Origin of the sequence: Mycobacterium hackensackense, assembly GCF_025822555.1 — a bacterium.
GTDB classification, from domain to species: Bacteria; Actinomycetota; Actinomycetes; order Mycobacteriales; family Mycobacteriaceae; genus Mycobacterium; species Mycobacterium fluoranthenivorans.
In genome coordinates this window covers 843,237-866,475 of the sequence record NZ_JACKUC010000029.1, presented here as the reverse complement: position 1 = coordinate 866,475, position 23,239 = coordinate 843,237, and the positions used below count along the sequence as shown (strand labels likewise).

The 23,239-nt window shown below is 64.9% G+C and carries 26 protein-coding genes and 1 pseudogene; 13 read left to right on the top strand and 14 right to left on the bottom strand.

The annotated features are described in order from the left end of the window. The first annotated feature begins 71 nt into the window (after positions 1-71). Positions 72-1,136, top strand: coding sequence for a hypothetical protein (locus H7J86_RS07220; protein WP_267290165.1), 1,065 nt, complete (start codon positions 72-74; stop codon positions 1,134-1,136). Positions 1,137-1,259: 123 nt separating this feature from the next. Here the strand turns inward: H7J86_RS07220 and H7J86_RS07215 are convergent, their stop codons facing one another. Then, a complete protein-coding gene (locus H7J86_RS07215) occupies positions 1,260-2,597 on the bottom strand; it encodes an aminotransferase-like domain-containing protein (protein ID WP_267290163.1) in 1,338 nt (445 codons plus the stop codon). A 78-nt stretch (positions 2,598-2,675) separates the two neighbouring features. Between H7J86_RS07215 and H7J86_RS07210 the strand changes: the two genes are divergently transcribed. Then, complete coding sequence (locus tag H7J86_RS07210; protein ID WP_267290161.1) at positions 2,676-3,293, top strand: DJ-1/PfpI family protein; 618 nt, start codon at positions 2,676-2,678, stop codon at positions 3,291-3,293. A 114-nt stretch (positions 3,294-3,407) separates the two neighbouring features. On the opposite strand, the gene H7J86_RS07205 is transcribed toward H7J86_RS07210, so the two are convergent. The 7 genes and pseudogenes from H7J86_RS07205 to H7J86_RS07175 form a co-directional block, all read right to left on the bottom strand. Then, positions 3,408-4,100 (bottom strand): hypothetical protein, encoded by a 693-nt coding sequence (locus H7J86_RS07205; RefSeq protein WP_267290159.1) that lies wholly within the window; start codon positions 4,098-4,100, stop codon positions 3,408-3,410. 972 nt (positions 4,101-5,072) lie between these two features. Then, on the bottom strand, positions 5,073-5,708 hold the full coding sequence (locus H7J86_RS07200; RefSeq protein ID WP_187098687.1) for a GPR1/FUN34/YaaH family transporter: 636 nt from the start codon (positions 5,706-5,708) through the stop codon (positions 5,073-5,075). A 173-nt stretch (positions 5,709-5,881) separates the two neighbouring features. Beyond that, positions 5,882-6,307, bottom strand: a complete 426-nt coding sequence (locus tag H7J86_RS07195; RefSeq protein ID WP_267290157.1) for an arsenate-mycothiol transferase ArsC — start codon at positions 6,305-6,307, stop codon at positions 5,882-5,884. Then, positions 6,304-6,972, bottom strand: a complete 669-nt coding sequence (locus H7J86_RS07190) for an arsenate reductase ArsC (protein WP_267290155.1) — start codon at positions 6,970-6,972, stop codon at positions 6,304-6,306. Before H7J86_RS07190 ends, H7J86_RS07195 begins: the two co-directional genes overlap by 4 nt. A 38-nt stretch (positions 6,973-7,010) precedes the next feature. Next, positions 7,011-8,075, bottom strand: a pseudogene (gene arsB, locus H7J86_RS07185) (ACR3 family arsenite efflux transporter); the annotation flags it as partial. After that, entirely contained in the window at positions 8,072-8,446 is a 375-nt protein-coding gene (locus tag H7J86_RS07180) for an ArsR/SmtB family transcription factor (RefSeq protein WP_267290153.1), read from the bottom strand. The pseudogene arsB and the gene H7J86_RS07180, both read right to left, overlap by 4 nt. Positions 8,447-8,494: 48 nt before the next feature. Further along, on the bottom strand, positions 8,495-8,989 hold the full coding sequence (locus H7J86_RS07175) for an ArsI/CadI family heavy metal resistance metalloenzyme (RefSeq protein WP_267290151.1): 495 nt from the start codon (positions 8,987-8,989) through the stop codon (positions 8,495-8,497). A 102-nt stretch (positions 8,990-9,091) separates the two neighbouring features. On the opposite strand from H7J86_RS07175, the gene H7J86_RS07170 reads away from it, so the two are divergent. Further along, a complete protein-coding gene (locus H7J86_RS07170) occupies positions 9,092-9,451 on the top strand; it encodes an Rv2640c family ArsR-like transcriptional regulator (RefSeq protein ID WP_090355535.1) in 360 nt (119 codons plus the stop codon). Positions 9,452-9,498: 47 nt separating this feature from the next. Here H7J86_RS07170 and H7J86_RS07165 read toward each other — a convergent pair whose 3' ends face one another. Beyond that, positions 9,499-10,323, bottom strand: a complete 825-nt coding sequence (locus tag H7J86_RS07165) for a hypothetical protein (protein ID WP_267290149.1) — start codon at positions 10,321-10,323, stop codon at positions 9,499-9,501. Next, a complete protein-coding gene (locus H7J86_RS07160; RefSeq protein WP_267290147.1) occupies positions 10,320-10,949 on the bottom strand; it encodes a TetR/AcrR family transcriptional regulator in 630 nt (209 codons plus the stop codon). The genes H7J86_RS07165 and H7J86_RS07160 overlap by 4 nt, the downstream gene beginning before the upstream one ends. A 175-nt stretch (positions 10,950-11,124) precedes the next feature. Between H7J86_RS07160 and H7J86_RS07155 the strand changes: the two genes are divergently transcribed. Then, positions 11,125-11,430: a DUF4193 family protein gene (locus H7J86_RS07155; RefSeq protein ID WP_090355530.1), complete on the top strand. Its 306-nt coding sequence runs from the start codon at positions 11,125-11,127 to the stop codon at positions 11,428-11,430. 35 nt (positions 11,431-11,465) lie between these two features. Here the strand turns inward: H7J86_RS07155 and H7J86_RS07150 are convergent, their stop codons facing one another. After that, positions 11,466-11,666 carry a hypothetical protein gene (locus H7J86_RS07150; protein ID WP_187098694.1) on the bottom strand — a complete coding sequence of 67 codons (201 nt, stop codon included), beginning with the start codon at positions 11,664-11,666 and terminating at the stop codon, positions 11,466-11,468. A 444-nt stretch (positions 11,667-12,110) separates the two neighbouring features. On the opposite strand from H7J86_RS07150, the gene H7J86_RS07145 reads away from it, so the two are divergent. Together H7J86_RS07145 and H7J86_RS07140 are read left to right on the top strand one after the other, a co-directional pair. Then, positions 12,111-12,473 (top strand): histone-like nucleoid-structuring protein Lsr2, encoded by a 363-nt coding sequence (locus tag H7J86_RS07145; RefSeq protein WP_090355524.1) that lies wholly within the window; start codon positions 12,111-12,113, stop codon positions 12,471-12,473. A gap of 440 nt (positions 12,474-12,913) precedes the next feature. Next, positions 12,914-13,489, top strand: coding sequence for a hypothetical protein (locus H7J86_RS07140; protein WP_235632764.1), 576 nt, complete (start codon positions 12,914-12,916; stop codon positions 13,487-13,489). Positions 13,490-13,493: 4 nt separating this feature from the next. Here the strand turns inward: H7J86_RS07140 and H7J86_RS07135 are convergent, their stop codons facing one another. From H7J86_RS07135 to H7J86_RS07125, 3 genes are all read right to left on the bottom strand, one after another. Further along, a complete protein-coding gene (locus H7J86_RS07135) occupies positions 13,494-14,156 on the bottom strand; it encodes a response regulator (protein WP_267290145.1) in 663 nt (220 codons plus the stop codon). Beyond that, positions 14,153-15,364 (bottom strand): sensor histidine kinase, encoded by a 1,212-nt coding sequence (locus H7J86_RS07130; RefSeq protein ID WP_187098696.1) that lies wholly within the window; start codon positions 15,362-15,364, stop codon positions 14,153-14,155. The genes H7J86_RS07135 and H7J86_RS07130 overlap by 4 nt, the downstream gene beginning before the upstream one ends. A gap of 67 nt (positions 15,365-15,431) precedes the next feature. After that, on the bottom strand, positions 15,432-15,674 hold the full coding sequence (locus H7J86_RS07125) for a hypothetical protein (protein WP_267290143.1): 243 nt from the start codon (positions 15,672-15,674) through the stop codon (positions 15,432-15,434). Positions 15,675-15,964: 290 nt separating this feature from the next. Between H7J86_RS07125 and H7J86_RS07120 the strand changes: the two genes are divergently transcribed. From H7J86_RS07120 to H7J86_RS07090, 7 genes are all read left to right on the top strand, one after another. Continuing rightward, on the top strand, positions 15,965-16,765 hold the full coding sequence (locus H7J86_RS07120) for a DeoR/GlpR family DNA-binding transcription regulator (protein WP_090355516.1): 801 nt from the start codon (positions 15,965-15,967) through the stop codon (positions 16,763-16,765). After that, positions 16,762-18,243 (top strand): FGGY-family carbohydrate kinase, encoded by a 1,482-nt coding sequence (locus H7J86_RS07115; RefSeq protein ID WP_267290141.1) that lies wholly within the window; start codon positions 16,762-16,764, stop codon positions 18,241-18,243. Before H7J86_RS07120 ends, H7J86_RS07115 begins: the two co-directional genes overlap by 4 nt. Positions 18,244-18,268: 25 nt before the next feature. Then, complete coding sequence (locus tag H7J86_RS07110) at positions 18,269-19,603, top strand: ABC transporter substrate-binding protein (RefSeq protein ID WP_090355512.1); 1,335 nt, start codon at positions 18,269-18,271, stop codon at positions 19,601-19,603. A gap of 67 nt (positions 19,604-19,670) precedes the next feature. Beyond that, positions 19,671-20,522: a carbohydrate ABC transporter permease gene (locus H7J86_RS07105; protein ID WP_267290620.1), complete on the top strand. Its 852-nt coding sequence runs from the start codon at positions 19,671-19,673 to the stop codon at positions 20,520-20,522. Continuing rightward, on the top strand, positions 20,519-21,334 hold the full coding sequence (locus tag H7J86_RS07100; protein WP_090355510.1) for a carbohydrate ABC transporter permease: 816 nt from the start codon (positions 20,519-20,521) through the stop codon (positions 21,332-21,334). Before H7J86_RS07105 ends, H7J86_RS07100 begins: the two co-directional genes overlap by 4 nt. A 23-nt stretch (positions 21,335-21,357) precedes the next feature. Further along, the gene (locus tag H7J86_RS07095; protein ID WP_267290140.1) at positions 21,358-22,428 is read left to right on the top strand and encodes an ABC transporter ATP-binding protein; all 1,071 of its coding nucleotides are present in this window, start codon (positions 21,358-21,360) and stop codon (positions 22,426-22,428) included. Positions 22,429-22,464: 36 nt separating this feature from the next. Further along, positions 22,465-23,235 carry an SDR family NAD(P)-dependent oxidoreductase gene (locus H7J86_RS07090; RefSeq protein WP_267290139.1) on the top strand — a complete coding sequence of 257 codons (771 nt, stop codon included), beginning with the start codon at positions 22,465-22,467 and terminating at the stop codon, positions 23,233-23,235. Positions 23,236-23,239 lie beyond the last annotated feature (4 nt).

The window sequence follows — 23,239 nt, the reverse complement described above, 5'->3', positions numbered from 1 at the left end:
GAGTGGCGGCGTGGCTGGGCGCCGGCGCCATCACGTTGGGCATCGGAGCAGCACTGAGCAGCGGCGCCGCCGTGGCCAACGCGAGCACCGAGGAATCCGGCGGGACGACGAGTGCCCCGAGCGCGACCCAGCACGATGGCGATGCCGCGTCGGCGAATAAACCGGCCGCTACCACCACACCGAAGAAGAAATCGCGCCACCGGTCCGACGCTGACACCAGCGGTGCATCCATCAAAACGGAAGCAGCTGAAGACAAAACGGAAGCAGCTGAAGACAAGACGGACGCGGATACTCCGGTCGCGCGGCCGAGTGCCACCACCCACAAGCGGTCCAGCGATGTCGATGCGGCCACCGCCACTGCGAAGGTCACGTCCAAGCTCACGCCAGCGGTCGCAGCGGCAACGACCGACACTGTCTCGGTGCCGAAATCGGTCGTACTGCCGACCTCCAAGGCTCAGAACGCCACCTCGGCACCCGCCAACCCACTGGTGGCGGTCAATCACGCCATCCGGTCGTTCCTGCACAACATTCAGGTGCAGTTGTTCACCCCGCCTGCCCCCAAAACCGCCGCGGCAACGACAGCGGCGGCCACCTCAACCGACTTCTACAGCTGGTTCAAGAAGACATTCAGCAACACTCTGCCCACGATCACAGTTTCCCCACCGACCAAGAACGCTGACGGGACCTACACCGGTCAGTTCACCGCCTCCGATGTCGACGGTGACCCGCTGACCATCCGCGACCCGTTCCAGACAGGAAGCCCTACCACGCTGCCCGACCAGGGCGACGGACCCATCACGTTGCTCAATCATGGCGACGGCCCCACCACGGTGACAGATCACGGCGACGGCAGCTACACGTACACTTACACTCCGTCGGCAACCGCGTCAGCCACACCGAACTACCAGCACACCTTTATTTTCGCTGCGGTCGAGACCAACGGCGCGCTCCACTTCCACAGCCTTACCCAGCTCGTAGACGCGATCCTGCAGGCAACGATTGGCAACCTCCTGCGGGCATTCGATCCCAGCTTGGGCTCCATAGTCATCCCGCCGTACGCGCCGTCCAACTGGAGTCAATCGGAAGCCGCCGTCACCCTCACGATCGGTCCCGTTGCGGCGCCCGCTCTCACCTGAGAGGCAGGACCGCGACACTGTCCAACCGTGTGACTGCGATCCGACAGGTGATCGCGTAAAGACGGTACAAGCGTGTCAATGTCGTTGAGCTAGCTTATGACTCCAGATTTCCGGGCGCACACCTCAACGATAGATCTCTGCATCGACGGCCTGCCTGACCGTGCTCATCGTCACGCCGAGGCTATCGATGTCCGCGGAGCCGAGGGCGAGTCGAATCGCCTGCGGTACATGGCCGGAGATGGAAAAGGGTTCGGCGGTCGACACGGAGATGTTCTCGCGCAGCAGTGCTGCGGCGATCCGGTCTGCACGGGCTGGCTCGGGCAGCGGGAGCCATGCGTAGTACGACGAGGGGTGGGTGATGAGCGCCAGGTCACCAAATGCCTCGCCGGCGATGGCTTGTCGGGTTCGCGCGTCTGCACGTTTTTCGTTTTCGAGCCGGTCGACGGTGCCGTCGTGAAGCCAGCGGGTCACGATGGCTGTCGTCAATGCGGGTGTGTTCCACGTGGTGGCGCGGATGGCACGCTCGATCGCAGGGATCAATGATGTTGGGGCAGCGAGGAACCCGACACGTAGCCCGGTCGCGACGCTCTTGGACAGACCCGATACATAGACGGTGCAGGCGGGGGCTAGTGCGGCCAGGGGAGGGGGTGGCTTCTCGTCGAGATAGGCGTAGGAGGCATCTTCGATGATGAGGAGTTGATGTTCCTGGGCAATGTCGACCAGGCGCCGTCTCGTATCGAGGTCCATGACCCAACTCAACGGGTTGTGCATGGTGGGCATCGCGTACAAGGCGCGAACCCTGCGCGTGGTGCACAGGCGGGTAAGTGCGTCGAGGTCCGGACCGTTCGGGGTCACCGGGATGGGTGCCAGTTCGATGTGCAGACTTTCGGCGAGCACTTTGAAGCCCGGGTAGGTGAGGGCGTCGGCGGCGACCACGTCGCCGGGGCGCAGTGCCGCCAGCATGGTGGTGGTGAGTCCGTGCTGTGCCCCGTTGACGATCAGCACGTGCTCGGCGTCGACGGCGAGCTTCCTGCGTCGTAGGTGGTCGGCGAAGATGGCGCGTTCGTGTGGTCGGCCGCCGTGGGGCTGATACCGCAGCAGTGTTTCGAGGTCACCGGAGTTCGCGAGGTCGCGTAGCGCGTGCCGGAGTGTCTCGGCTTGGCCGGGCACGGAGGGATAGTTGAAGTTGAGGTCGATGGTGTCGCTTCTGGTGACCTGTTGGTCGATGCCGTGGCCAGGGGGCAGTGTGACTTCCCGCACGAAGGTGCCACGCCCCTGTTCGGCGCTGACCAGGCCCATGGCTTCGAGTTCGGCGTAGACGCGCGATGCGGTCGCCAGCGCGATGCGCTCGCGGGTGGCGAGGTCGCGGTGGGTGGGCAGACGTGTCCCGGAGGTCAACCGGCCCGCGCGAATATCGGACGCCAGTGCGTCCACGATCGTCTTGTAGCGGAGAGCCGGCACGCGGCGATTGTATCTAGAACAATTTTTTGAATGTCATGAATAGGTCTCCTACGCTTTCGGCGACGACAGGAGACACCCATGCACATCGCCATCCTCACCTTCGAAGGTTTCAACGAACTCGACTCGCTGATCGCGCTGGGTGTGCTCAATCGGGTGCGCAAAGCTGATTGGCGCGTCTCGATCGCATGCCCGACACCGCGTGTGCGTTCCATGAACGGTGTGGTGATCGAGTCGATGGCGAGCCTGGAGGAGGCCGGCTCCGCCGACGCCGTGATCGTGGGCAGTGGCATGCAGACACGCGAGGTGGTGGCCAATCCGGCCCTGATGGAACAACTTCGACTCGACCCGTCACGGCAGTTGCTCGCCGGCCAGTGCTCAGGGACGTTGATCCTGGCCAAACTCGGCTTGCTGCAGGGTGTTCCGGCCTGTACAGATCTGACGACGAAGCCGTGGGTGATCGAGGCCGGCGTCGAGGTTCTCAATCAACCCCTTTACGCGAGGGGCAACGTCGCGACCGCAGGCGGTTGTCTTGCGTCGCCCTATCTGGCCGCGTGGATCATCGCTCGCCTCGAAGGCGTTCACGCAGCCGAAAGCGCGTTGCATTACGTTGCGCCCGTGGGTGAGAAGGAAGAGTACGTCACTCGGGCCATGGGCAACATCGCCCCGTACCTGGAACACCCGGTCGCTGCCGTCTAGCGAGGGCAGTGGGCAGGGATTGGACGTGAGCGCGCCCAGTCCGATTCCAGCACCACGTTCGGTGCGCAACGTCTCTTATGCATGACGGCCACACCGGTGCTGTGCAGACCCCTCTCAGTTCTCCAGCCAGAAGCGGCGTGTTTTATCAGCGATGGCGTCATTTGCGGTCCCGGTACCGTCCCATAGCCCTCGGTTGCGCGCGGTAGGGACCGACCACCACAACGCAGCGGACTCGCGCACTTGGCGAATCTGCACACCTGAAGCGATCGTGGCGTAGTGCAGCCAGTAGTCGTCAGCGCGCGGACAAACCCGGGTGAATGCGTCGCCGCGATGCCTCAAGGTGAGAAGTACCGCCGGCGGATACGCCACACCGGAGGTGCCGGTCGCGAATACCATGTCCGAAGCCTCGCTCGTTTGGCATATGGGCCATGTGCGATAGGGGCCTTCGCCGCGGATTCGTGCTCGAAACGCCGTCACCTGATTCGGGCGATGCGCGCTCAGAAGATCGTTCAGCCAGTTCGCCGGATACAACACGTCGTCGTCGGCGGTGACCAAAGTGCGATCGGGTTCCGACGGAAAGATCTCGTTGACGTAGGGAAAATACTTCTTGTGCGGCCCATAGTCGAGGCACCGTCGGATTTCCAGCCCGCGCGCTTCTAGCCGTCGCAATGAGGACGGCAGATCGCCCAGCGCCTCGGCATCATCGAGCCACAAAATGAGGCGACGGGGTCTGGTGCTTCCGGCGCCTATGGTCTCGATGGTCTGCCACACCGTGGAGATGCGCTTTCCGTAACTGGTCAACGACACGTTGGCATCGGCATCCCCGAGGATGCTCGCCCGTGAGGTGCGGTTGGCTTGACGCAGCTGAATATGTTGTGCGGCAAGCTCAATGAGAGCTGATCCGAACGCGACTGGGCCTCTGGGATTGGTACCCGTATTCCGTGTGGCCAACATCCGGGTGGTGGGATCATGGTCGGAGTTCGTGGTTGCGCATTGCGACTCGCGGCTCGCGGATTGTGGTCCGGTGGTTGGTCCTTCTCCTGACGAAGCTGATCCCAGGAGTGGTCGCCCAAGTCCTGGTTCACCGTTGTTCGTCGTTGACATTCGTCAAATCTCGCCATCTGCAGACCCTCGACCGGATGACCCGGCGACGGTCCCGGGCTGTGAGGTCTCGGCCACCACAGACAGGGGTGAGTTCATGGGTCGAATGCTCGCATCAGATTCTTTGAACATTCCAAGAATCTGCATCGGGTGTTGTCTGGGTGATTGACCGACATCCGGCATCGCTACGCGAGCGTTTACGTACCTACCTCGGCTATTCGTCACCACCGCCGCCGATATCGTGTCCGCCGCTGACGTTCGTTGTCTGGCTGGCCACGACGCCACTGGTAGGTCCGCTATGCAATGCTGAAAACTGGACAACCCTAACGGGATTGGATACCTGCCGCCCCCTGAGCATTGAGGCGAACCATGTCATACACGTACGACCGATCACCCTTGCAACTCACCCACACACCCTCGGGCGGAAGATCACCCCACCCGGCATCTTCGAACGAGCGACTCGATATCGCAGCGGCCTCGCTGCATACGACCCAACCGAAGTCTGGGAGTCTTCGGCACCATATGTCGAGGTCGGCCCACTTATATGACGGAAAGCAACGGGGAGCGGCCTTCGTCGATCGCGGACAGTGTGTTGAAGATTCCGGGTTCCAGTTCTGGTTGTCTATGGTTGCCGGGAGCTCGGAGATATGCGCGTTCCAGCGGGCCACATTCCGGGCCCTACCGGATGATCGGTCGACCCAGCGAGAGGGCTCTTCCGCCGAGCTCTTCCCACAGCGCAGCGAAATAGAAGTAGACGACCACGGCGACGAAGGCGAAGACGAGCCAACCCGCCGCCCGGTTCGCGGGCACGCTCCCGGTTTGGTTGCCGATGATCAGCAAGACCAAGGCGATGTCGACGATGGCGAGCACCGCGGGGTACAGCCATGGTAGCCGCAGCGTGAGAACGGTGAGCAGGCCGATGACCAGAAGCCAACTGGCCAGCCACAGATTCGTGGTCTGGCGGGCATCGGACGCGGCGATGCCGAACCAGTCGTGGGTGAGGCCGAGGGCGAGCACTGCGTAGCTGCCGTAGAAGCCGAAGAAGGTGCCGTAGATGGTGGCATTGACGTTCTGCCGCAAGGCCGCTGACCAGATGGTGGTGAGGAGCAGTCCGATTGCGGTGGCGGACGCCAGGATCGGCACCGCAGCCGCCGATGTGCTCACCAGGCCGGTGTTGACTGCGCCGAGGCCGAGTGCGCCGGGGATGATGAGCGGCAGCCCGATCAACCCTGGGTTGCCTTCGGCGGGTGGGGCCGGCTGCACCGGAGTGGGTGCCGTGTGTGAAGCCGCGTCGCGTTCGGCGAGCGTCGTCACAGCGGTTCTTTCGTTCGTCGCGCTGAAGTCACGGTTCCGAACAGTAGGTGCCAGGTCGCGGGGCAACCATAGTTCTGATCGCCGTCAGGCGAAGTCTCTTATGCCCGGCTGGTTCGGCGTGCCCCGTCGAAAGTGACCTTCGCCGCCGGTTCGAATCCGTGGATGCGGCAGTGCTACTGAGCGGGGTGGCGTCCGGCCAGGCGCGAATCCAGGTCGATCACCCGGGCGGCGATATCGTCGCGGATCAACCGCATCCGCTCCATGCCCTCGATACCGCGCAACGACGGCTCGTCGGTCTCCCAGGTTTCGATCGGGGTGTCACCGACCGGGTCGACGTGCGCCTGGGCGCCAAGGACCACGACCAGGTCCGCTCCGGCGACGAGGTCGTCGGTCAACTGGGTTGCGGTGTGGCCGCTGATATCGATACCCAATTCTGCGAGCGCCTCGACGGACTGCGCGTTGACGCCGGCCTTCGCTTTGGTGCCGGCGGAGGTGGCCGTGATCCGGTCGCCGGCGGCCTGACCCATGAGACCCTGGGCCATCACGGATTTTCCGTTGTTGCTGACACAGACGAACAGCACCGTGGGGGTGTCGGTCATTGCGTGACGGTGACGTTGAGGTCGGCCAGCAGCCGCCGCACACGTTCCTCGATGTCCTCGCGGATCGGGCGCACCGCATCGAGCCCTTGTCCGGCCGGATCGGGCAATTGCCAGTTCTCGTAACGCTTTCCGGGGAACACCGGGCAGGCGTCCCCGCAGCCCATCGTGATGACGACGTCCGCGGCTTGGACAATCTCGTCGGTCCACGGTTTGGGATATTCGCCGGTGATGTCGATTCCGATTTCGGCCATCGCCGCGATGGCCGCGGGGTTGATCTCGGTGCCGGGTTCGGAGCCGCCCGACCAGGCCACCGCACGGTCGCCGGCCAGGTGGGTGAAGTAGCCCAGTGCCATCTGGGAGCGTCCGGCGTTGTGGGTGCACAGGAACAGCACGGTCGGCTTTCCGTCGACGATCTTGCCTTCCACACGGGCCAGGGCGTGCAGCCGCTGTCGGGCGAACCGTTCGGCGAGCAGCGGAAGGAAGTTGGGAATGGTGGCCCGTCCGGCGAATTGGTCATACGAGGTGTGCAGGAACCGTTCGATGGTCGCCACCCCGAAGGTGTCCTCGAATTCGGTCCGCAGCCGTGTCGCTGCCGTTTTGAGGGCGAGCTTCTGGTCGATGGACAGATCTGCGCGCAGTGCGTGGGTGACAGGTGTCTCGGTCATGAGCTGGGTTCCGTTCTCGTCGCCTCGTCGGTGGGAAGGTGCTGCGAAGTGTGGTGGGTGAACCGCTTTCGTAGGGCCAGAGAGACATAGACCAGCGCGACCAGGACCGGTACCTCGATCAGCGGCCCGACGACGCCGGCCAGCGCTTGGCCCGAGGTGGCGCCGTAGGTGGCGATCGCCACGGCGATGGCGAGTTCGAAGTTGTTGCCGGCGGCCGTGAACGCCAGGGTGGTGGTGCGTTCATAGCCGAGGTCGAGCAGGGAGCCCAGCAGATACCCGCCGCCCCACATGATCGCGAAGTAGGCCAGCAGGGGCAGCGCGATGCGCACGACATCCAGTGGGCGGCTGGTGATCTGTTCGCCCTGCAGCGCGAAGAGAATGACGATGGTGAACAGCAGGCCGTACAGCGCCCACGGTCCGATGCGCGGTAAGAACTGTGACTCATACCAGTCGCGGCCTTTGGCCTTCTCGCCGAGGCGTCGCGACAGGTAGCCGGCGGCCAGGGGGATGCCCAGGAAGATGATCACCGATTTCGCGATCTGCCAGGGCGAGGTGGTGATGGTGGTCTGCGCCAAGCCGAGCCAACCCGGCAGCACCGACAGGTAGAACCAGCCCAGCACCGCGAACATGACCACCTGGAAGATCGAGTTCAACGCGACCAGGACGGCGGCCGCTTCCCGGTCCCCGCAGGCCAGGTCGTTCCAGATGATCACCATCGCGATGCAGCGGGCCAGGCCGACGATGATCAGTCCCGTGCGGTACTCAGGCAGATCCGGTAGCAACAGCCAGGCCAGGGCGAACATCAGTGCGGGGCCCAGCACCCAGTTCAGAAGCAGCGAGGACACCAGGAGTTTGCGATCGCCGGTGACCGTGTCGAGGCGGTCGTAGCGGACCTTGGCCAGGACCGGATACATCATGATCAACAAGCCCAGTGCGATCGGCAGCGAAATCCCGTCGATCTGAACCTTTTCCAGCGCGGTGTTCAGGCCCGGAATCCACCGGCCGAGGAGCAGGCCGGCGACCATCGCGGCGCCGATCCAGACCGGCAGGAACCGGTCCAGGGTGGACAGCTTGCCGACGACTGCCGGTGCGGTGTCGGTCATGCGGTGGCTCCCATACGGATATCGGCACCCAGTAGTACGGCGAGGCTGGCCAGTGCTTGCGGGACGACGGCGTAGTAGACCCAGGACGCGCGGCGCTGCGAGGTGAGCAGGCCGGCGTCGCGCAGGACCTTGAGGTGATGGGACACGGTGGGCTGCGACACCTCGACCCCGTCGGAGATATCGCATACGCACGCCTCGCCGCCTTCGCGGCTGGCGATCGCCGAGAACAGTTGCAGCCGAACGGGGTCGGCGAGTGCCTTGAGCTTGACCGCCATATCTGCGGCTTCAGCTGCCGACAGTGGCTGCCGCAGTAGCGCCCCCGGTGCGCAACACGGGTCCGCGTCGGTCACCACTTCCCGTTGATTCGACATCCATCGATATTGACAGATATCGATATCATCGGCAAGGCGGAGGAAGGGTCAGCAGCAGGACGAGGCTGCGGCTGCTGGTGAGGTGGCGGCGCCGGACTGGTTGTCGACCTGACTCCCGCAGCACCCACCCGCGGCGTCGGCGTTCTCATCGAGATGCTGCGGGCTGGAGCCGAAGGTGTCGGAGTCGGCGAGCACGGTGTAGACCTCCCACTTCTCGCCGGCCGGCCCGGTCACCCACACCTTGTCCTGGGTGGCGAAGCAACAGGTGGTGCCGATCTCTTCGTCGGTGAACAAGCCCTCGCCGGTCAGGCGGGCGATCTCGTCGTGCACGGTCTCGCTGGAGGCGACCTCTACGCCCAAGTGGTTGATGGTGCCCCCCTTGCCGGGGTTCTCGAGTAGCACCAGCTTCAGTGGGGGCTCGGCGACGGCGAAGTTCGCATAGCCGGGTTTCACCTTGGCCGGGGCGGTGTTGAACAGCTTGGTGTAGAACGTGATTGCTTCCTCAAGGTCGTCGACGTTGAGTGCCAGTTGTACACGGGACATGACTCACCCTCCTCGGGTTGTTGGACATATATCGAACTAGTGCGACACCGCCCAGCATGCCACCTTTTGGATATATGTCAATCTTTCTGGCAGACTCGTGCCATGCCCAAAGCGCTGCCCGTGATCGACACGTCCGCGCCGGTGTGCTGCGCCCCGGTCGCCGCCGGCCCGATGAGCGACGACGATGCGCTCAACGTGGCCCTGCGGCTCAAAGCGCTTGCCGATCCTGCGCGCGTGAAGGTGATGTCCTACCTGTTCTCTTCCGCGGCGGGAGAAGAGAACAGTGGCGACTTGGCGGCCGCACTCGCGCTCACCGAATCCACGGTGAGTCACCACCTCACTCAACTGCGCAATGCCGGCCTGGTGCTCTCTGAGCGCCGCGGCATGAAGGTGTTTCACCGCGCTCATCCGGAAGCGATGCAGGCATTGTGCGTCGTCTTGGATCCCAACTGCTGCAGGTGAGTTGCCGCGCCGCTCTGGCGCGCACAGTCCGATAGGGCGCGCGGCTGTCAGGGATGGGTGACCAGATACGTCTCGTTATCCAGGCCGACGGTCAGTTCTTCGACGTCGAAGGGCCGGTCCAGCCGAGCGCGGAGCGCGGCGGGTTCGATGAGCAGACCGATCTCCACGGTTTGTCGTGCAAATACCCGGCCGATGAGCGGATAGGCGCATCTCATGATCGCTCGCTCGGCGGGTGTGCATCGAGAGGCGCAGTAGCCGACGTGACCGATCTCGTCGGTGAGGATCTCGGTGTAGAGCCGCTGAATGCGCTCGCAGACTTCGGGCTCGTCGGCGAACAGTTCCATCCCGACGCGTCGGAGTTCATCGAACATCACGCATCCCGCCATCTCGGCTGCGCCGACAAACATCACCCCGAGCCGCTCGGGCAGGAACACTCCCGCTTTGACGAACTGGCGCATCACGAACGGGGGAGGCACCACCTGGAAGGTCAAGTCGAAAACATCCAGCACGTAGGCGAGAAGCCTTGTGTGATAATGCTCTTCGAGTTCCAGATAGACACGTTCGGGAGGCAGGTTCTCATCGCTGTTCATCCCGTAGGTCTCGCCGAGTCCGACGCCGAACCGCTCGGCTTGATTGAGTTTGGCGGTCGCCAGCAGGAACAGCATCTTCCGGTCCAGACCCGGTTCGGGCACCCGGCGGCGCAGGTTTCGCAGGAAGGTGGTCCGGTCGGCAGGCTGCTGTGACCGGATCGGATTGGTCTCAAGATGGTCGAAGAAGTCTTCGCGATTCGCCAGGCGCCGATTGAGAAGGTCGGCTTCACCGTCGCGTCTGCGTAGATAGTCGCGATAGCCCTCGATACTCGTCGTGCTCACCGTGTCTCCATTCCTTTGACAATCGTTGTGACATAACGACCCAGCACCGCGTCTGCGGTGGGGGAGTCCTGCACGCCGGTGGCAAGCAATGCGAATAGGCCGGTGAGAAAGAAGACCCCGAGTTCACCTGCGTCCGCATTAGGGGGGATCTGTCCGGCGTGTTGCGCCGCGGTGATGACGCCGCACAGGAACTCCGCAAGGGGATGCTCGGCCACCTCGTCTTCGACCGGCCGTGTTGAGGAGAAATGCAGTCCCAGCATGTCCCGAAAGACGACGGGTCCCAGTCGGCGTTCTGCGGCGAGCACGTGCCGCACCAACAGCAGCAGAATCGATATCAGGTCGCCGTCACCGGTTGGCGCGTCGCGAAGTTCGGCGACGATATTCGCCTCTTCATGACGTTCCAACTCGACCAAGACGTGTTCTTTGGTCGGAAAGTGAAAGTAGAAGGTTCCGCGCACCACGCCCACCGTGTTAGCGATGGCGGTGACATCCGCGGCCGCCAGACCCGAACGGCCTATTTCGGCGACCGCGGCATCGAATATGCGCGCGCGTGTTTCACGTCGTCGGGCCTCTCGGGCGCTGCCGGCGGGCGATCCGCCTTTTCGCGTGGTGTGCGACGACTGCATATCGTCACCGTACGGCCACTGCTGACGGTCGTCAATGACAGCCGTCAATGAGAACCGAGAGGGCGCGTGTTTCGCCGGCTGTGGGCAGGTGTGACCGACCCCGACACGGGGTACACGGCGCTATCGGCATCCGCGGCGCTATTGTTGCGGCCCCTCGGTAAGGACGGATGAAACCATGGCAGCGACAGTTGACTACGACGCACCGCGACGGCGCACGATCGAAGAGGAGGGTACTGTCGCGGACCCGCTGGCCGACCTGGCTGCCGAATTGAAGCCGGTGCCTACAGATGCTGATGACCCCGCCGAACTGGCCGAGTCCTTTGAGCTCCCGGGTGCCGACATCTCCGGTGAAGAGTTCACGGTCACGGTTGTCCCGAAACAGGACGACGAGTTCACCTGTACCAGATGCTTTTTGGTGACCCACCGGCATCGGCTCGGTTTCGCCCGAGGGGCGGAGACGGTCTGCGCCGACTGCGCCTGACAAGCCGTCCACGCAAAGCGGTGTGAGTCGGCGCTTCAGCGCCCGTACTCGTCGGAATCCGGATCGATTTCGACGGGGTCGTTCTGCTCCTGCCAATCGGGGGCTTCGGCCTCCAGCGGTGGGCCGTCGGGCCCGCTGGCGGTGGCCTCGATATCGGTGTCTGTTGTGGTGAGGTCGCGCGACTGTTCGACGGCGTCAGCAATCGGCACGTCATCGGGAAGGCTCTCGGGGTCCATCGAGACGGAGTACCCGCCAGTCGGGACATCAAACCCGGCCGGATAGGGCGGGAGTGTGCAGAAATCAATTTCTGTCTACAGGGACTTCGCATCCCCTTTCCGGCCGCGGAAATTGACGTGGATGTCAATGAATAATGTGTGCACGCCCGAATGTGGACGCGGCCGTCACCACGATCACCTATCGGCGTGAAATCCGCTCGGCTGCCACGGGTGCGTGTCGGAGAAATGGGTGCCGCCTCTAACTGGTGGCGATGATTCCGGTCCGGCTTTGTCGGATTCGCCGAATCAATACGAAAGGTCTCCGGCCTCCTATGTGACATGAGCATCTCCGGTCAAGTTGCTATGAACCGGCCCTGAATCATTAGAATCTGGTAGTTGATATGTGAAAGAGCGTGTACTCGCTGGTAGCCTGCGAAGGCAATCGAAGAGATGGGGGCATTTCCAATGGCCGAACGAGTTGTCCGCCAATTAATTGACGACCTGGATGGTTCTGAAATTTCGGATGGCGGCGGTGAGCGTATCGAGTTCTCGGTGCGCGGTGTTGAGTATCAGATCGACTTGGCGGCGTCGAACATCGCCAAGCTCGATAAGGCGTTGAAGCCGTTTGTCGACGCAGCGGTGAAGGTTCGCGGATCGCGCCCGCGTCGCGCCGTGAAATCGATTTCCCTCAACGGTAGTGGCAGCGGCGGCGGCTCCAAGGAGCAGCTGGCGGCCATCCGGAAGTGGGCCAGGAAGAACGGGTTTGAGGTTTCCGACCGGGGACGCATCAAGGGCGAGATCCTCGAGGCCTTCGAGGCTGCGCACTAGATTTCCGCACGAACGTCGACTTCTCGTCGATATAGGGAAGTTTCTCGACGAGAAGTCGACGTTGACGAACAGTGGCGATAACCAACGATCTGTTCCGCTATTCAGACTCAGCACTGCCGGACCTCTCGCTCACCGTTTCGAGGCGCGCCGGACTCTGGCCCCGGGCTAGCAATTCATCGACCACGTTGCCGGCCCCGGATGCGCCGCTGGCGACCTGCGCGAGTCGGCAATTCTTTCGGTGACATGGATTCCCGGATAGTCGCAGGATTGACGGGGCGCGCCGCGATAGCGAGCAAAAAGAATTGACGCCCACTTTCACGGCGTATCGGGCTCGACAGTGTCGATCGAGCGGCAAACCGTCGCTCCGGGGGCAACGCCGGCCGGGGCCGCGCCGCACCGACGATCAAGCCAGGTCCCATCCGATTGTTACCCTTGCCCTCGTGTCCGCTGATAACGAGCCCGACGACGAGAACGTATCCGAGGATTCCGCACCGGATGCCGAGGAGGCCAAGTCCGGGTCCAATTTCGGTCCCGGTGTATTGGCCATGATCGCGGTGCTGATCGCGATAGCCACCCTGGGTGCGTCGGCGTGGATGTGGCGAAATCCGACGAACAGTGCGCCCGCCGCGCCCGCCGAGGCGGCCGCGCCGACCTTCAGCGATACCGAGAAGAACGACGCCAAGACCAAGCTGTGCGCTGCGTTCGAACTCGTGCGCGCCGGTGTGGCCAACAGCAGCGCCCTGCAGGCCCCCGGGGGCGACGAAGATGTGGCCGGCGCATTGGCCGTGGCGGCCAATGCCCGCCTCGCGCTTTACGGCGGTGGTCAGTACCTGCTGGCCCGGATCGAGCCCGCCGCGCCCGCCGACGTCGCGGACGCAGCTCGCAAGTTCGGGAACACCTTGATGGATATCGGCGCCGCCGCGATGGCACAGGTACCCAAGAGCGATCCGGGACAGGACGCTCGCCTCAAAGATGCGGACGCCCAGAACGCCGCGGTCGAGGAACTCTGCAAGTGACGCCCTACCGGGGCGTGACGATGCGCTGCTCGTAGGCGAACACGATCGCCGAAGCACGGTCGCGCAGACCGAGTTTGGTGAAGATCCGGCCGATATGGGTCTTCACCGTCAGTCCCGAGATGAACAATTCGTCGGCGATCTCGGTGTTGGTGTGACCCTTGGCGATCAAGGTGAGCACATCGCGTTCGCGCGGGGTGAGCTCCTCCAGCGCGGAACCATCGGCGACCGGCGCGGCGGAGTTGCGGTAGGTGGTCAGGACGCGGGCCGTCACGGCCGGGTCGAGATAGCTCTGGGCGCTGCCGACAGCCCGCACGGCGCGAATGAGTTCCTCGGCGGGAGAGTCCTTGAGAACGAACCCGGCGGCACCGGCGCGCAGCACATCGGAGAGCAGCTCGTCGTCGTTGAAGGTGGTGAGAGCAAGCACGGGCGGACCCTCGGCTGCGGTGAGCCGTCGGGTGGCCTCGATGCCGTCGACGCGTTTCATGCGCAGGTCCATCACCACGACGTCGGGACGGTATCTCTCGACGGCAGCCGGGACCTCGTCCCCGTCGGAGCATTCGCCGACCACCACGATGCCGTGCTTCTCGCGCAGGATCAGCGACAGTCCGGACCGCACCAGCTCCTGATCGTCGACGATGAGCGCGGTGACCGGCGCGCCGGCGGTCACGAGGCCCGCATCCTGGCCGGCAGATCCATATCCGCGGCATACGACGGCACGGTGGCCTGCACCGACCAGCTGAGCGGGCCCGCTCCGATGTCGACGGTGCCACCGAGCAGTTCGATGCGCTGGCGCATGCCGCGGACGCCGCGGCCCTGGGTGGTGTTCGGCGGCATGTCGTGGTCGGGCAGCGCGTTGATCACGCTGAGTGTCGCGGCGGTGCGGGATACCGTCAGGGTCACCATCGCCGGCGAGGTCGGCGCGTGCTTGGCGATATTGGACAGCGACTCTTGGGCGATCCGGTACAGCGCCAGACCGGCAGCGGCGGACACATATTCGAGTTTCCCGCTGATCTCGACGGTGAGGTCCAACCCGGCGCGCGCGAAATCCTCGGCCAGAGTCGAGATGTCGGACACACCAGGTTCCGGCGCCATGGGGTCGGCGTCGGCGGCGAGCAGACCGACGGTGTGGCGGATATCGTCCATGGCCTGGCGGCCCAGGCGTTCGGCCTGCTGCAGCGCGTTGACGGCCTCGACATCGTCGCCGTCATGCTGGAGTGCGTGGCGTGCACCGGTGAGGTGCAGCAGCGTGATGCTCAGCGAGTGGGCGATGACATCGTGCACTTCGCGGGCGATGCGCCGGCGCTCGTCGGCAGCGGCGAGCGCGGCCAACTGTGCCTGGGCCTCGCGCTGTTTGACGAGCAGTATCTGTTGACCACGCACCAGATATCCGATCAGCCAGGCGATCCCGACGAAGCTCAGGTAGATCGCGGGAGTGTCGATGCGGTGGGTGATCGCGGCGTACGCCAACAGGGCGGCGGCCGATACCGCGGCCAGCGCGCCGCCGCGGGTCGAGGTGATGGCGCCGACGACGCCCACCGTCAGTTGCAGCAGCAAGGGTGCGAAGTCGCCGTGAATGGGGGTGGAGGTGCCGAAGAGCAGAATGGCCGAGGCGCCGGTCCAGGCCGCCCACAGCGCGGGGCCCTCGCACCGGTGGTCCTTGAACACGAAGAACATCGCCCACGGGATGATCGCGATCGCATTGGCGAGCACCGCGGCCGGCCAGTCCGACATCGGCCGCTGCAGGGTGGCGATGACGCCGATCACGACCATGGTGACATCGATGGTGAGAACGAAGGGCCAGCTGAAGCCGCCCGGGATGCGCGGCTGCTGTAGGCGCGCCCAGGCCCGTACGTAACGTGTGGCCGCTTCGAGCATCGTTTCATGCTAAGGCGATAGGCCCTCGTGTACGTCGTGCCCGGGTTGTACTACCGGGGTAGGAGGCCTAAAGCCGGTTCATCTCGCGGGCCATGGCCGCGTCCTCGACGAATGCGGCGCGCCGCGGCGGGTAGTAGGGCTGGTACTTCTCTGCGGGCGTGCTGCGTACCGCCGCGAGCAGGGCGGCGAGCCGTCGTCTGGTGGCGCCGCGCGCGCATGCGGGAGCCACACTGATACTCGGCCGGACGGTATGCCCCATCAGCAGGAACCCGAACAGGCCGACCCGTCGTGGACTTGTGTTGCTAGCCATGATCTTTGGCTTCTTCTCGTGTCATACCTCGACGCTACGAAGCGTGAGCCCGCGGCACATCGTGCCGAGGTCCGATCTTGATCTGCGACCGTGGTAGGAGGAGGGCCCCGCCCGGGCAGGAGACCATGCGGTGCGGGCCCCAGTCCTCGGGTCCGTGGCTGCGGGTGAGAAAAAATCTCACTTTTGTGTGGACAGCTCACAATTCATGTCATAGATTCACACGCAATGAACGCATCAGGGGCAGTCTGGCCGGTATCGGTCACTGTTAATGTGAATTTTACACAGCGGAGTTGGGTGTGAGCGTGGACGCGAAGACCCGTCGCGACCGCATCGAGCAGCGCGTCAGAAGCGACTTCGAAGTCGGCTACGCCGAACTGGCCTCCGAGTTCGCGGTATCCGAGATGACCATCCGGCGTGATGTGGAAGCGCTGGAGGCCCTGGGCGTGGTACGCCGAGTGGTCGGCGGCGCGATCGCCGTGAAAGGCAAAGATGCCGAACCCTCCTTCGCGACGCGGGTGGCCGACGCGGCCGAGGAGAAACGGCATATCGCCGATGCCGTGGCCGATCTCGTGAGCCCCGGTGAGACCCTGATCCTGGATTCCGGCAGCACCGCGCTCGCGGTGGCCCGGTCACTGCGCGGCCGCCGCCTCGGCCTGACGGTGGTCACCCCGAGCATCCTGGTGGCCCTGGAACTCGTCGACGAACCGGACACCACCGTCGTGCTGACCGGAGGTGAGGTGCGGCCGGGCGAATTGAGCCTGATCGGTCCGACCGCCGAGGACACGCTGGCTCAGTACAACTGCGACACCTTCGTCATGGGTGTGGCCGGCATCGACGTCGACCGCGGGATCTCCGACTACCACCACGGTGAGAGCCGGGTGAAGCGGTCGGCCAGCCGTCGCGCGGACCGGGTCATCGTCGCCGCCGACAAGAGCAAGCTGGGGCGCGTCACGTTCGTCAGCATCGCCGCACTGGCCGATATCGGGGTCATCGTCACCGACGGTGAGGTCGACCATCCGGCCCTGGTCGCCGCCCGCGGTGCCGGTGTGGAGGTCATCTGTGTCGCCGGGGATGAGGACGCCAACTCGTGAGCGACTACACCATCGGCGTCGACATCGGCACCACCGGCACCAAGACGGTGTTGTTCAGCACGGACCGTGGCATCGTTGCCACCGCCACCCGTGAGACCGCGCTGTATTCGACCGGGCCGGGTATCGCCGAGGCCGACACCACGCAGTGGCTCGACAATGTCATCGAGTCCATCCGCGAAGTCCTCACCGTCGGTGGCGTTTCCGCCGCCTCCGTCGGCGCCGTGGCCACCTCGGGCATGGTGCCCGCCGTCATCCCGGTGGACCGCGAGGGAAACCCGTTGCGGCGGGCCATCCTTCAGAACGACGCCAGGGCCCACCGCGAGGTGGCCGAACTCGGCGCCGCATTGTCCGGGGTCGACCTGGTCACCCTGACCGGGTCCGCACTGACCCAGCAGTCGGTGGCGCCCACCACCGTCTGGCTTCGTGAGCACGAACCCGAGATCTATGCCCGCACCGCACACTGGGTCGGTTCCTACGACTGGGTGCTCACCGCGTTGGGCGCGCCGTGTCACGTCGAACAGAACTGGGCGCTGGAATCGGGACTGTTCGGCATCGATGGACCGATCGCCGCCCCCGTCCTCGCGGCCGCGAAGCTGGACCCGGAAACCCTCGCGCCGGTGCACCGTCCGGGCACTCGCGTCGGTGAACTCAGTGCACGGGCCGCCGAACTGACCGGCCTGCGTGCGGGCACGGCACTGGTGGTCGGCGGCGCCGATCATGTGCTGTCCGCGTACGCCGCCGGAGTCAACAGGCCTGGCGACGCGCTGGTGAAACTCGGTGGTGCGGGTGACATCCTGGTCGCCAGTGACACCCAGGTCGTCGACGAACGCCTCTACCTGGACGCGCACCCGGTGCCCGGGCACTGGCTGCCCAATGGGTGTATGGCCACCAGTGGCAGCCTGATCCGCTGGTTCCAGGCGCTCGTCGGGGGCGCCGACCTGACCACCCTCGATGACGAGGCGGCTCAGCGTGCGCCCGCCGAAATCCTGTGTCTGCCCTACTTTCTCGGCGAGAAGAGCCCGCTGCACGACCCCGACCTGCGCGGCACGTTCGCGGGTCTTCACCTCGGCCACACCAGGGCCGACATGTACCGCTCAGTACTGGAGGCGATCGCGTTCGGGTTCCGTCACCACGTCGACGTCTTCACCGATATCGGGATCCCGCTGAGCCGGGTGATGATCACCAACGGCGGCTCGAAATCCACACTGTGGAAACAGATCCACGCCGACGTGCTCGGCCTGGAGATGCTGCCCGTACGCGGGCACCCCGGCGCGTCGCTGGGCGCCGCGGTGATCGCCGCCATCGGCATCGGTGCGTTGGACGACTGGTCCGATGCCGGCCGGTTCATCACCCTGGACGCGCCGTACGTACCCGATCCGGCCCGGGCTGCAGCCTACGACGACGGGTATTCGGCATGGCGTGAACTCGGTGCGGCGATGACACCCATCTCGCACCGGTTGGCTCGTACACCTCGATGAGTAATACGAAAGGATCAGTGCCGCAATGAAAATCACCACCACCCCGACACCAGGGCGGAGGCGGCCGTTCTTCCTGGCCACCCTGTTCGCCCTGGTGTCCGCCGTCGCACTGCTGCTGAGCGCCTGCGCGGGCAGCGGAGGCCCCGGGCAGGCTTCGTCTCCCTCGGCCACCGGCACCGGCGAGATCCCGAAGAGCACCTCGGGCAATGTCCGCATCCTGATGGAGAACGTCCCCGACAGCGATATCGTCAAATCGATGGTGGCCGACTTCAACAAGGACTACCCGGACATCAAGGTCGACATCGAACAACTGACCTATGACCAGATGCGCGACAAGCTGGTGTCCTCCTTCCAGTCCAGCACCCCGAACTACGACCTGATCGTGGTGGACAACCCGTGGATGGTGGACTTCGCCAAGGCCAAGTTCCTGCAGCCGCTGGACGCCCGCATCGACAGCACCCCCGACTACGACGCGGCCGACTTCTTCAAGCCGCTCACCGATATCACCACCGTCGACGGTGTGCGTTACGGCGTGCCGTTCTACAACTACGCACTCGGATACCTCTACAACACCGACGATATGGCGCAGGCCAAGCAGTCGGTGCCGACCACACTGGACCAACTGGTCTCGGTGTCCAAGGCGCTCAAGTCCGGCGACCGTGCGGGTATCGCCATGCAGCCGCAGCGCGGGTACAAGATCTTCGAAGAGTGGGGCAACTGGTTGTTCGCCGCGGGCGGTTCCATCTACGGCCCCGACGGCAAGCCCACCCTGAACACGCCGGAAGCCAAGCGTGCGCTCGCGGCCTATATCGACACGTACAAGAACGCGGCCCCGGCGAACAGCCTGAACTGGAGCATGGACGAGGCGCAGCGCTCGCTGGCCGCCGGCCAGTCCGCGTCGATGATCAACTACAACTGGCAGCTGCCCGCCGTCAACGAACCCGGATCAGGTCCGTCCGCCGGCAAGTTCAAGCTGGCGACCATCCCCGGTGGCAAGCAGGTGCTGGGCTCGTGGAGCTGGGCCATCCCGGCCAACTCCGGTGCTTCGGACGCCGCCTGGGCGTTCGCCTCGTGGATCACGGCCAAGCCGCACGATGTCGTGCGCACCGAGAAGGGCGGCGCCGCGATCCGGCAGAGCACCCTCAAGGATCCGGCGGTGCTCAACGGCACATTCGGCGCGGACTACTACCAAACAGTGGAGAAGCTGCTCGCCAACTCCGCGCCCTTGAGCCAGGGACCCAGCGGCGAGGAGATGATCCAGGCCGTCGGCACCGAACTCAACGAGGCCGTCGCCGGCACCAAGAGCGTCGACGATGCGCTGGCTGCGGCACAGGCCGCCGCCGAGAAGATCCAGGGCTAGCTCACCTCCCCCCGACGAGCTGGCCCTCCCCGAAACCGACCACCCCACGAAAGGAGCGATGACCATGGTGCAGTTCAAACACGGCATGGTCGCCCCCCTGATCGCCCTTTTCGTCGGGGTGGTCGGTTTCCCTCTGGGATACGCCTTCTACCTGAGCGTCACCGACTTCAAGCTCACCAATCACGGCACACCGAATCTGGTGGGCGCCGACAACTACGTCAACACCTTCGGCGACGGGGAGTTCTGGCACGCGTTCGGCACCACCGCGCTGTACGTACTCATCGCCGTCGGGCTGGAGCTGGTGGTCGGGCTGGCCATCGCCCTTTCGCTGCAAAAGCAGCGCTGGGCACGCGATCTGACCCGTTCGATGCTGTTGGCTCCGATGTTCATCACCCCCATCGCGGTCGGGCTGATCTTCCGTTTCCTGCTCAATGACCAACTCGGCGCCATTCCGCACCTGTTGCGGGCGATCGGTATCGACTACGACTTCTTCGGGCCCGGACGGGCACTGTTCACCATGGCGTTCATCGATGTCTGGCAGTGGACGCCGTTCATGGTGCTGCTGCTGCTGGCCGGCCTGGAATCCATTCCGCGCCAACCGTTGGAGGCGGCCCGGGTGGACGGCGCGAGCGGCTGGTATGTGCTGCGCAGGGTGACACTTCCGCTATTGGCTCCGGTGTTGGTGGTGGCCATCATGCTGCGGTCGCTGGACGCCATGAAGGTGTTCGAGTACGTCTTCGCCACCACCCGCGGTGGCCCGGGCACCGAAACCGAGACGCTGCAGTACTTCATCTACCAGACCGGCATCCAGTTCTTCCGGCTGGGCTCGGCGTCCTCGATGGCGTTCGTGGTGCTGGTACTCGTGCTGGCGGTCATCGTGATCACGTTCCGCCGGATGGAGAAGGCGAAACAGTCATGAAGAACTCCCGCCTGTTGACCGCCTGCCGGATCACCCTGCTGTGGGCTGCCGCGATCACGGTGCTGTTCCCGGTGCTGTGGGTGGCGCTGGCGAGCGTGAAAACTGCCCAGCAGCTCAATGATCCGTTTCTGCTGAGCTTCACCCCGGTGCTCGACAGCTGGCGCAACGTGCTGTCCTCGGGCATCCTCGCGGCGGCCGGCCGCAGCGCGCTGGTCGCACTGGTCACCGTCGGCATCAGTGTCGTGGTCGGCAGCATGGGCGCCTACGCCATCGCGCGGTTCCGCGCCGGCGGCACCGCGACCCGGTTCGGCATGCTCGCCGCGCAGGTACTGCCGCCCGCGGTGCTGGTCTTCCCCTTCCTCACGATGGCCTATGCGCTGCGGCTCAACGACACCGTGGTGCCGGTGATCTTCGCGCATCTGAGTTTCGTTCTGCCCGTGGTCACCTGGTTCCTCATCGGGTTCTTCGAGGCGGTGCCGCGGTCCTTGGAGGAACAGGCCCAGGTCGACGGTTTCACCCGGTTCCAGGCGTTCCGGATGGTGGTGCTCCCGCAGGTGTTCCCCGGGATCGGTGCTGCGGCCATCTTCGGTTTCACCCTGTCCTGGAACGACCTTTTCTACGGCCTCATCCTGGCACCGGGTAAGGCGGCGATCCTGCCGGTCGCCATCGCCGGGTTCAACACCTTCCGCGGCGTACAGATCGGTTCGATGAGCGCGGCGATCCTCATCGCCGTGGTGCCGGTCGTCATCGCGAGCTTCTTCATCCAGCGCCGGCTCGTGCAGGGCATCAGCGGCGGCGCGGTCAAGTTCTAGAAATGATTGGGTAGCAACGCGTCATGGCAACAGTCCGTTTCTCCGGCGTCAACAAGTCCTATGGCTCCACGTCCATCGTGAAGGACCTGAACCTCGAACTGCCCGACGGTTCCTTCACGGTGCTGGTGGGACCGTCGGGCTGCGGCAAATCGACCTCCCTGCGCATGCTCGCCGGACTGGAATCCGTCACCTCGGGCACCATCACCATCGGCGACCGCGACGTCACGAACCTGCAGCCACGCGACCGCGACGTGGCCATGGTGTTCCAGAACTACGCGCTCTACCCGCATCTGAGTGTGCGGGAGAACATCGCCTTCCCGCTGCGCGCTTCCAAGACGCCGCGCGTCGAGGCGCTGCGCCGTGCCGACGAGGTGGCCGAATCGCTCGGCCTGGGCAAGCTGGTGGGCCGTAAGCCCAAGGACCTCAGCGGCGGTCAGCAGCAGCGGGTCGCCATCGGGCGCGCGATCATCCGGGAACCGTCGGTCTTCCTCTTCGACGAGCCGCTGTCGAACCTGGATGCCAAATTGCGGGTCGAGACGCGGACCGAACTGCTGCAGATCCAGCGTCGACTCGGCATCACCTCCGTGTACGTCACGCACGACCAGGAGGAGGCCATGACGCTGTCGGATCGCATGGTGGTGATGCGCGATGGGCGCACCGCCCAGGAGGGCACCCCACTGGAGGTGTACAACCGCCCGGCGGACACCTTCGTGGCCTCTTTCGTCGGCAGCCCCAAGATGAACCTGCTCGACGGCGAGCTGGTCGGCCGGACCTTCACCGTGCCAACCGGATTCACCATCGACGTCGACGGGATGGCCGCAACCGGACCACTCATCCTCGGCGTCCGGCCCGACGACCTCGTGCCCGTGGCGGCCTCGGGGGATGAAGCTGCCACCGCACACGTGACCCTGATCGAACTGCTGGGCCCGCGCGCCATCGTCACCATCGAGGCGCGCGGCACCGAACTGACCAGTGTCGTGGAGACCGCACGCTTGACGGGTATCACCGAGGGCGCCGCGGTGGCGCTCTCGGTCCGGCCGGGTGCCGCCCACGCCTTCGACGCACGGACACAGCTGCGCCTGGCCGGCGTGTGACGCATAGAACCTGAGAGAAGAGGAACAAGCAGATATATGACCAAGACAGTCGTGGTGACCGGCGCGGGATCCGGCATCGGACGGGCGATCGCGACCACCCTCGCGCAACGTGATTGGCGCGTGGTCGTCACCGATATCAACGGCGATGCCGCGTGTGACGTCGCGGCCGGCCTGCCGAACCAGGAGGCCGGGCACGAATCGGCGGTGCTCAACGTCAGCGCACCCGAGGACGCCGCCACCGTCGCCTACGGGATCGCCGATCGCCTCGGCCTGGATGCATGGGTGAGCAACGCCGGAATCTCGTTCATGCACAAGTTTCTCGACGCGCCGGTGGCCCGTTACGACCAGACCATGGACGTCAACCTCAAAGGCGTCTTCGTGTGCGGTCAGGCGGCCGCCCGTGCCATGGTGCGCAGCGGTACCGCCGGCAGCATCGTCAACACCGCGTCGATGGCGGGCAAACAGGGCCGGGTGCCCTACCTGTCGGATTATGTGGCGTCCAAGTTCGGCGTCGTCGGCCTCACCCAGGCGATGGCCTACGAGCTCGGCGAGCATGGCATCACGGTGAACTGCGTGTGCCCCGGCTACGTCGAGACGCCCATGCAGACAAGGGAACTGGAGTGGGAGGCGGAGCTCCGCGGATCCACGCCGGACGGTGTGCGCACGATGATGATCGACGACACCCCGCTGGGGCGGCTGGAACAGCCCGACGATGTCGCCCGTGTGGTGGCGTTCCTGCTCTCCGCGGACGCCCGGTTCATCACCGGTGAGGCGCTGGCCGTCAACGGCGGCGCCTACATGGATTAGCCGT

Excerpts from the sequence above, each read along its gene's own strand:
- H7J86_RS07180 (WP_267290153.1), bottom strand. The coding sequence starts at position 8,446 with ATGTCGAATCAACGGGAAGTGGTGACCGACGCGGACCCGTGTTGCGCA.
- H7J86_RS07110 (WP_090355512.1), top strand. The coding sequence starts at position 18,269 with ATGAAAATCACCACCACCCCGACACCAGGGCGGAGGCGGCCGTTCTTC.
- H7J86_RS07090 (WP_267290139.1), top strand. The coding sequence starts at position 22,465 with ATGACCAAGACAGTCGTGGTGACCGGCGCGGGATCCGGCATCGGACGG.
- H7J86_RS07170 (WP_090355535.1), top strand. The coding sequence starts at position 9,092 with ATGCCCAAAGCGCTGCCCGTGATCGACACGTCCGCGCCGGTGTGCTGC.
- H7J86_RS07195 (WP_267290157.1), bottom strand. The coding sequence starts at position 6,307 with ATGACCGACACCCCCACGGTGCTGTTCGTCTGTGTCAGCAACAACGGA.
- H7J86_RS07160 (WP_267290147.1), bottom strand. The coding sequence starts at position 10,949 with ATGCAGTCGTCGCACACCACGCGAAAAGGCGGATCGCCCGCCGGCAGC.
- H7J86_RS07145 (WP_090355524.1), top strand. The coding sequence starts at position 12,111 with ATGGCCGAACGAGTTGTCCGCCAATTAATTGACGACCTGGATGGTTCT.
- H7J86_RS07175 (WP_267290151.1), bottom strand. The coding sequence starts at position 8,989 with ATGTCCCGTGTACAACTGGCACTCAACGTCGACGACCTTGAGGAAGCA.
- H7J86_RS07190 (WP_267290155.1), bottom strand. The coding sequence starts at position 6,972 with ATGACCGAGACACCTGTCACCCACGCACTGCGCGCAGATCTGTCCATC.
- H7J86_RS07150 (WP_187098694.1), bottom strand. The coding sequence starts at position 11,666 with ATGGACCCCGAGAGCCTTCCCGATGACGTGCCGATTGCTGACGCCGTC.
- H7J86_RS07095 (WP_267290140.1), top strand. The coding sequence starts at position 21,358 with ATGGCAACAGTCCGTTTCTCCGGCGTCAACAAGTCCTATGGCTCCACG.
- H7J86_RS07210 (WP_267290161.1), top strand. The coding sequence starts at position 2,676 with ATGCACATCGCCATCCTCACCTTCGAAGGTTTCAACGAACTCGACTCG.
- H7J86_RS07155 (WP_090355530.1), top strand. The coding sequence starts at position 11,125 with ATGGCAGCGACAGTTGACTACGACGCACCGCGACGGCGCACGATCGAA.
- H7J86_RS07130 (WP_187098696.1), bottom strand. The coding sequence starts at position 15,364 with ATGCTCGAAGCGGCCACACGTTACGTACGGGCCTGGGCGCGCCTACAG.
- H7J86_RS07100 (WP_090355510.1), top strand. The coding sequence starts at position 20,519 with ATGAAGAACTCCCGCCTGTTGACCGCCTGCCGGATCACCCTGCTGTGG.
- H7J86_RS07125 (WP_267290143.1), bottom strand. The coding sequence starts at position 15,674 with ATGGCTAGCAACACAAGTCCACGACGGGTCGGCCTGTTCGGGTTCCTG.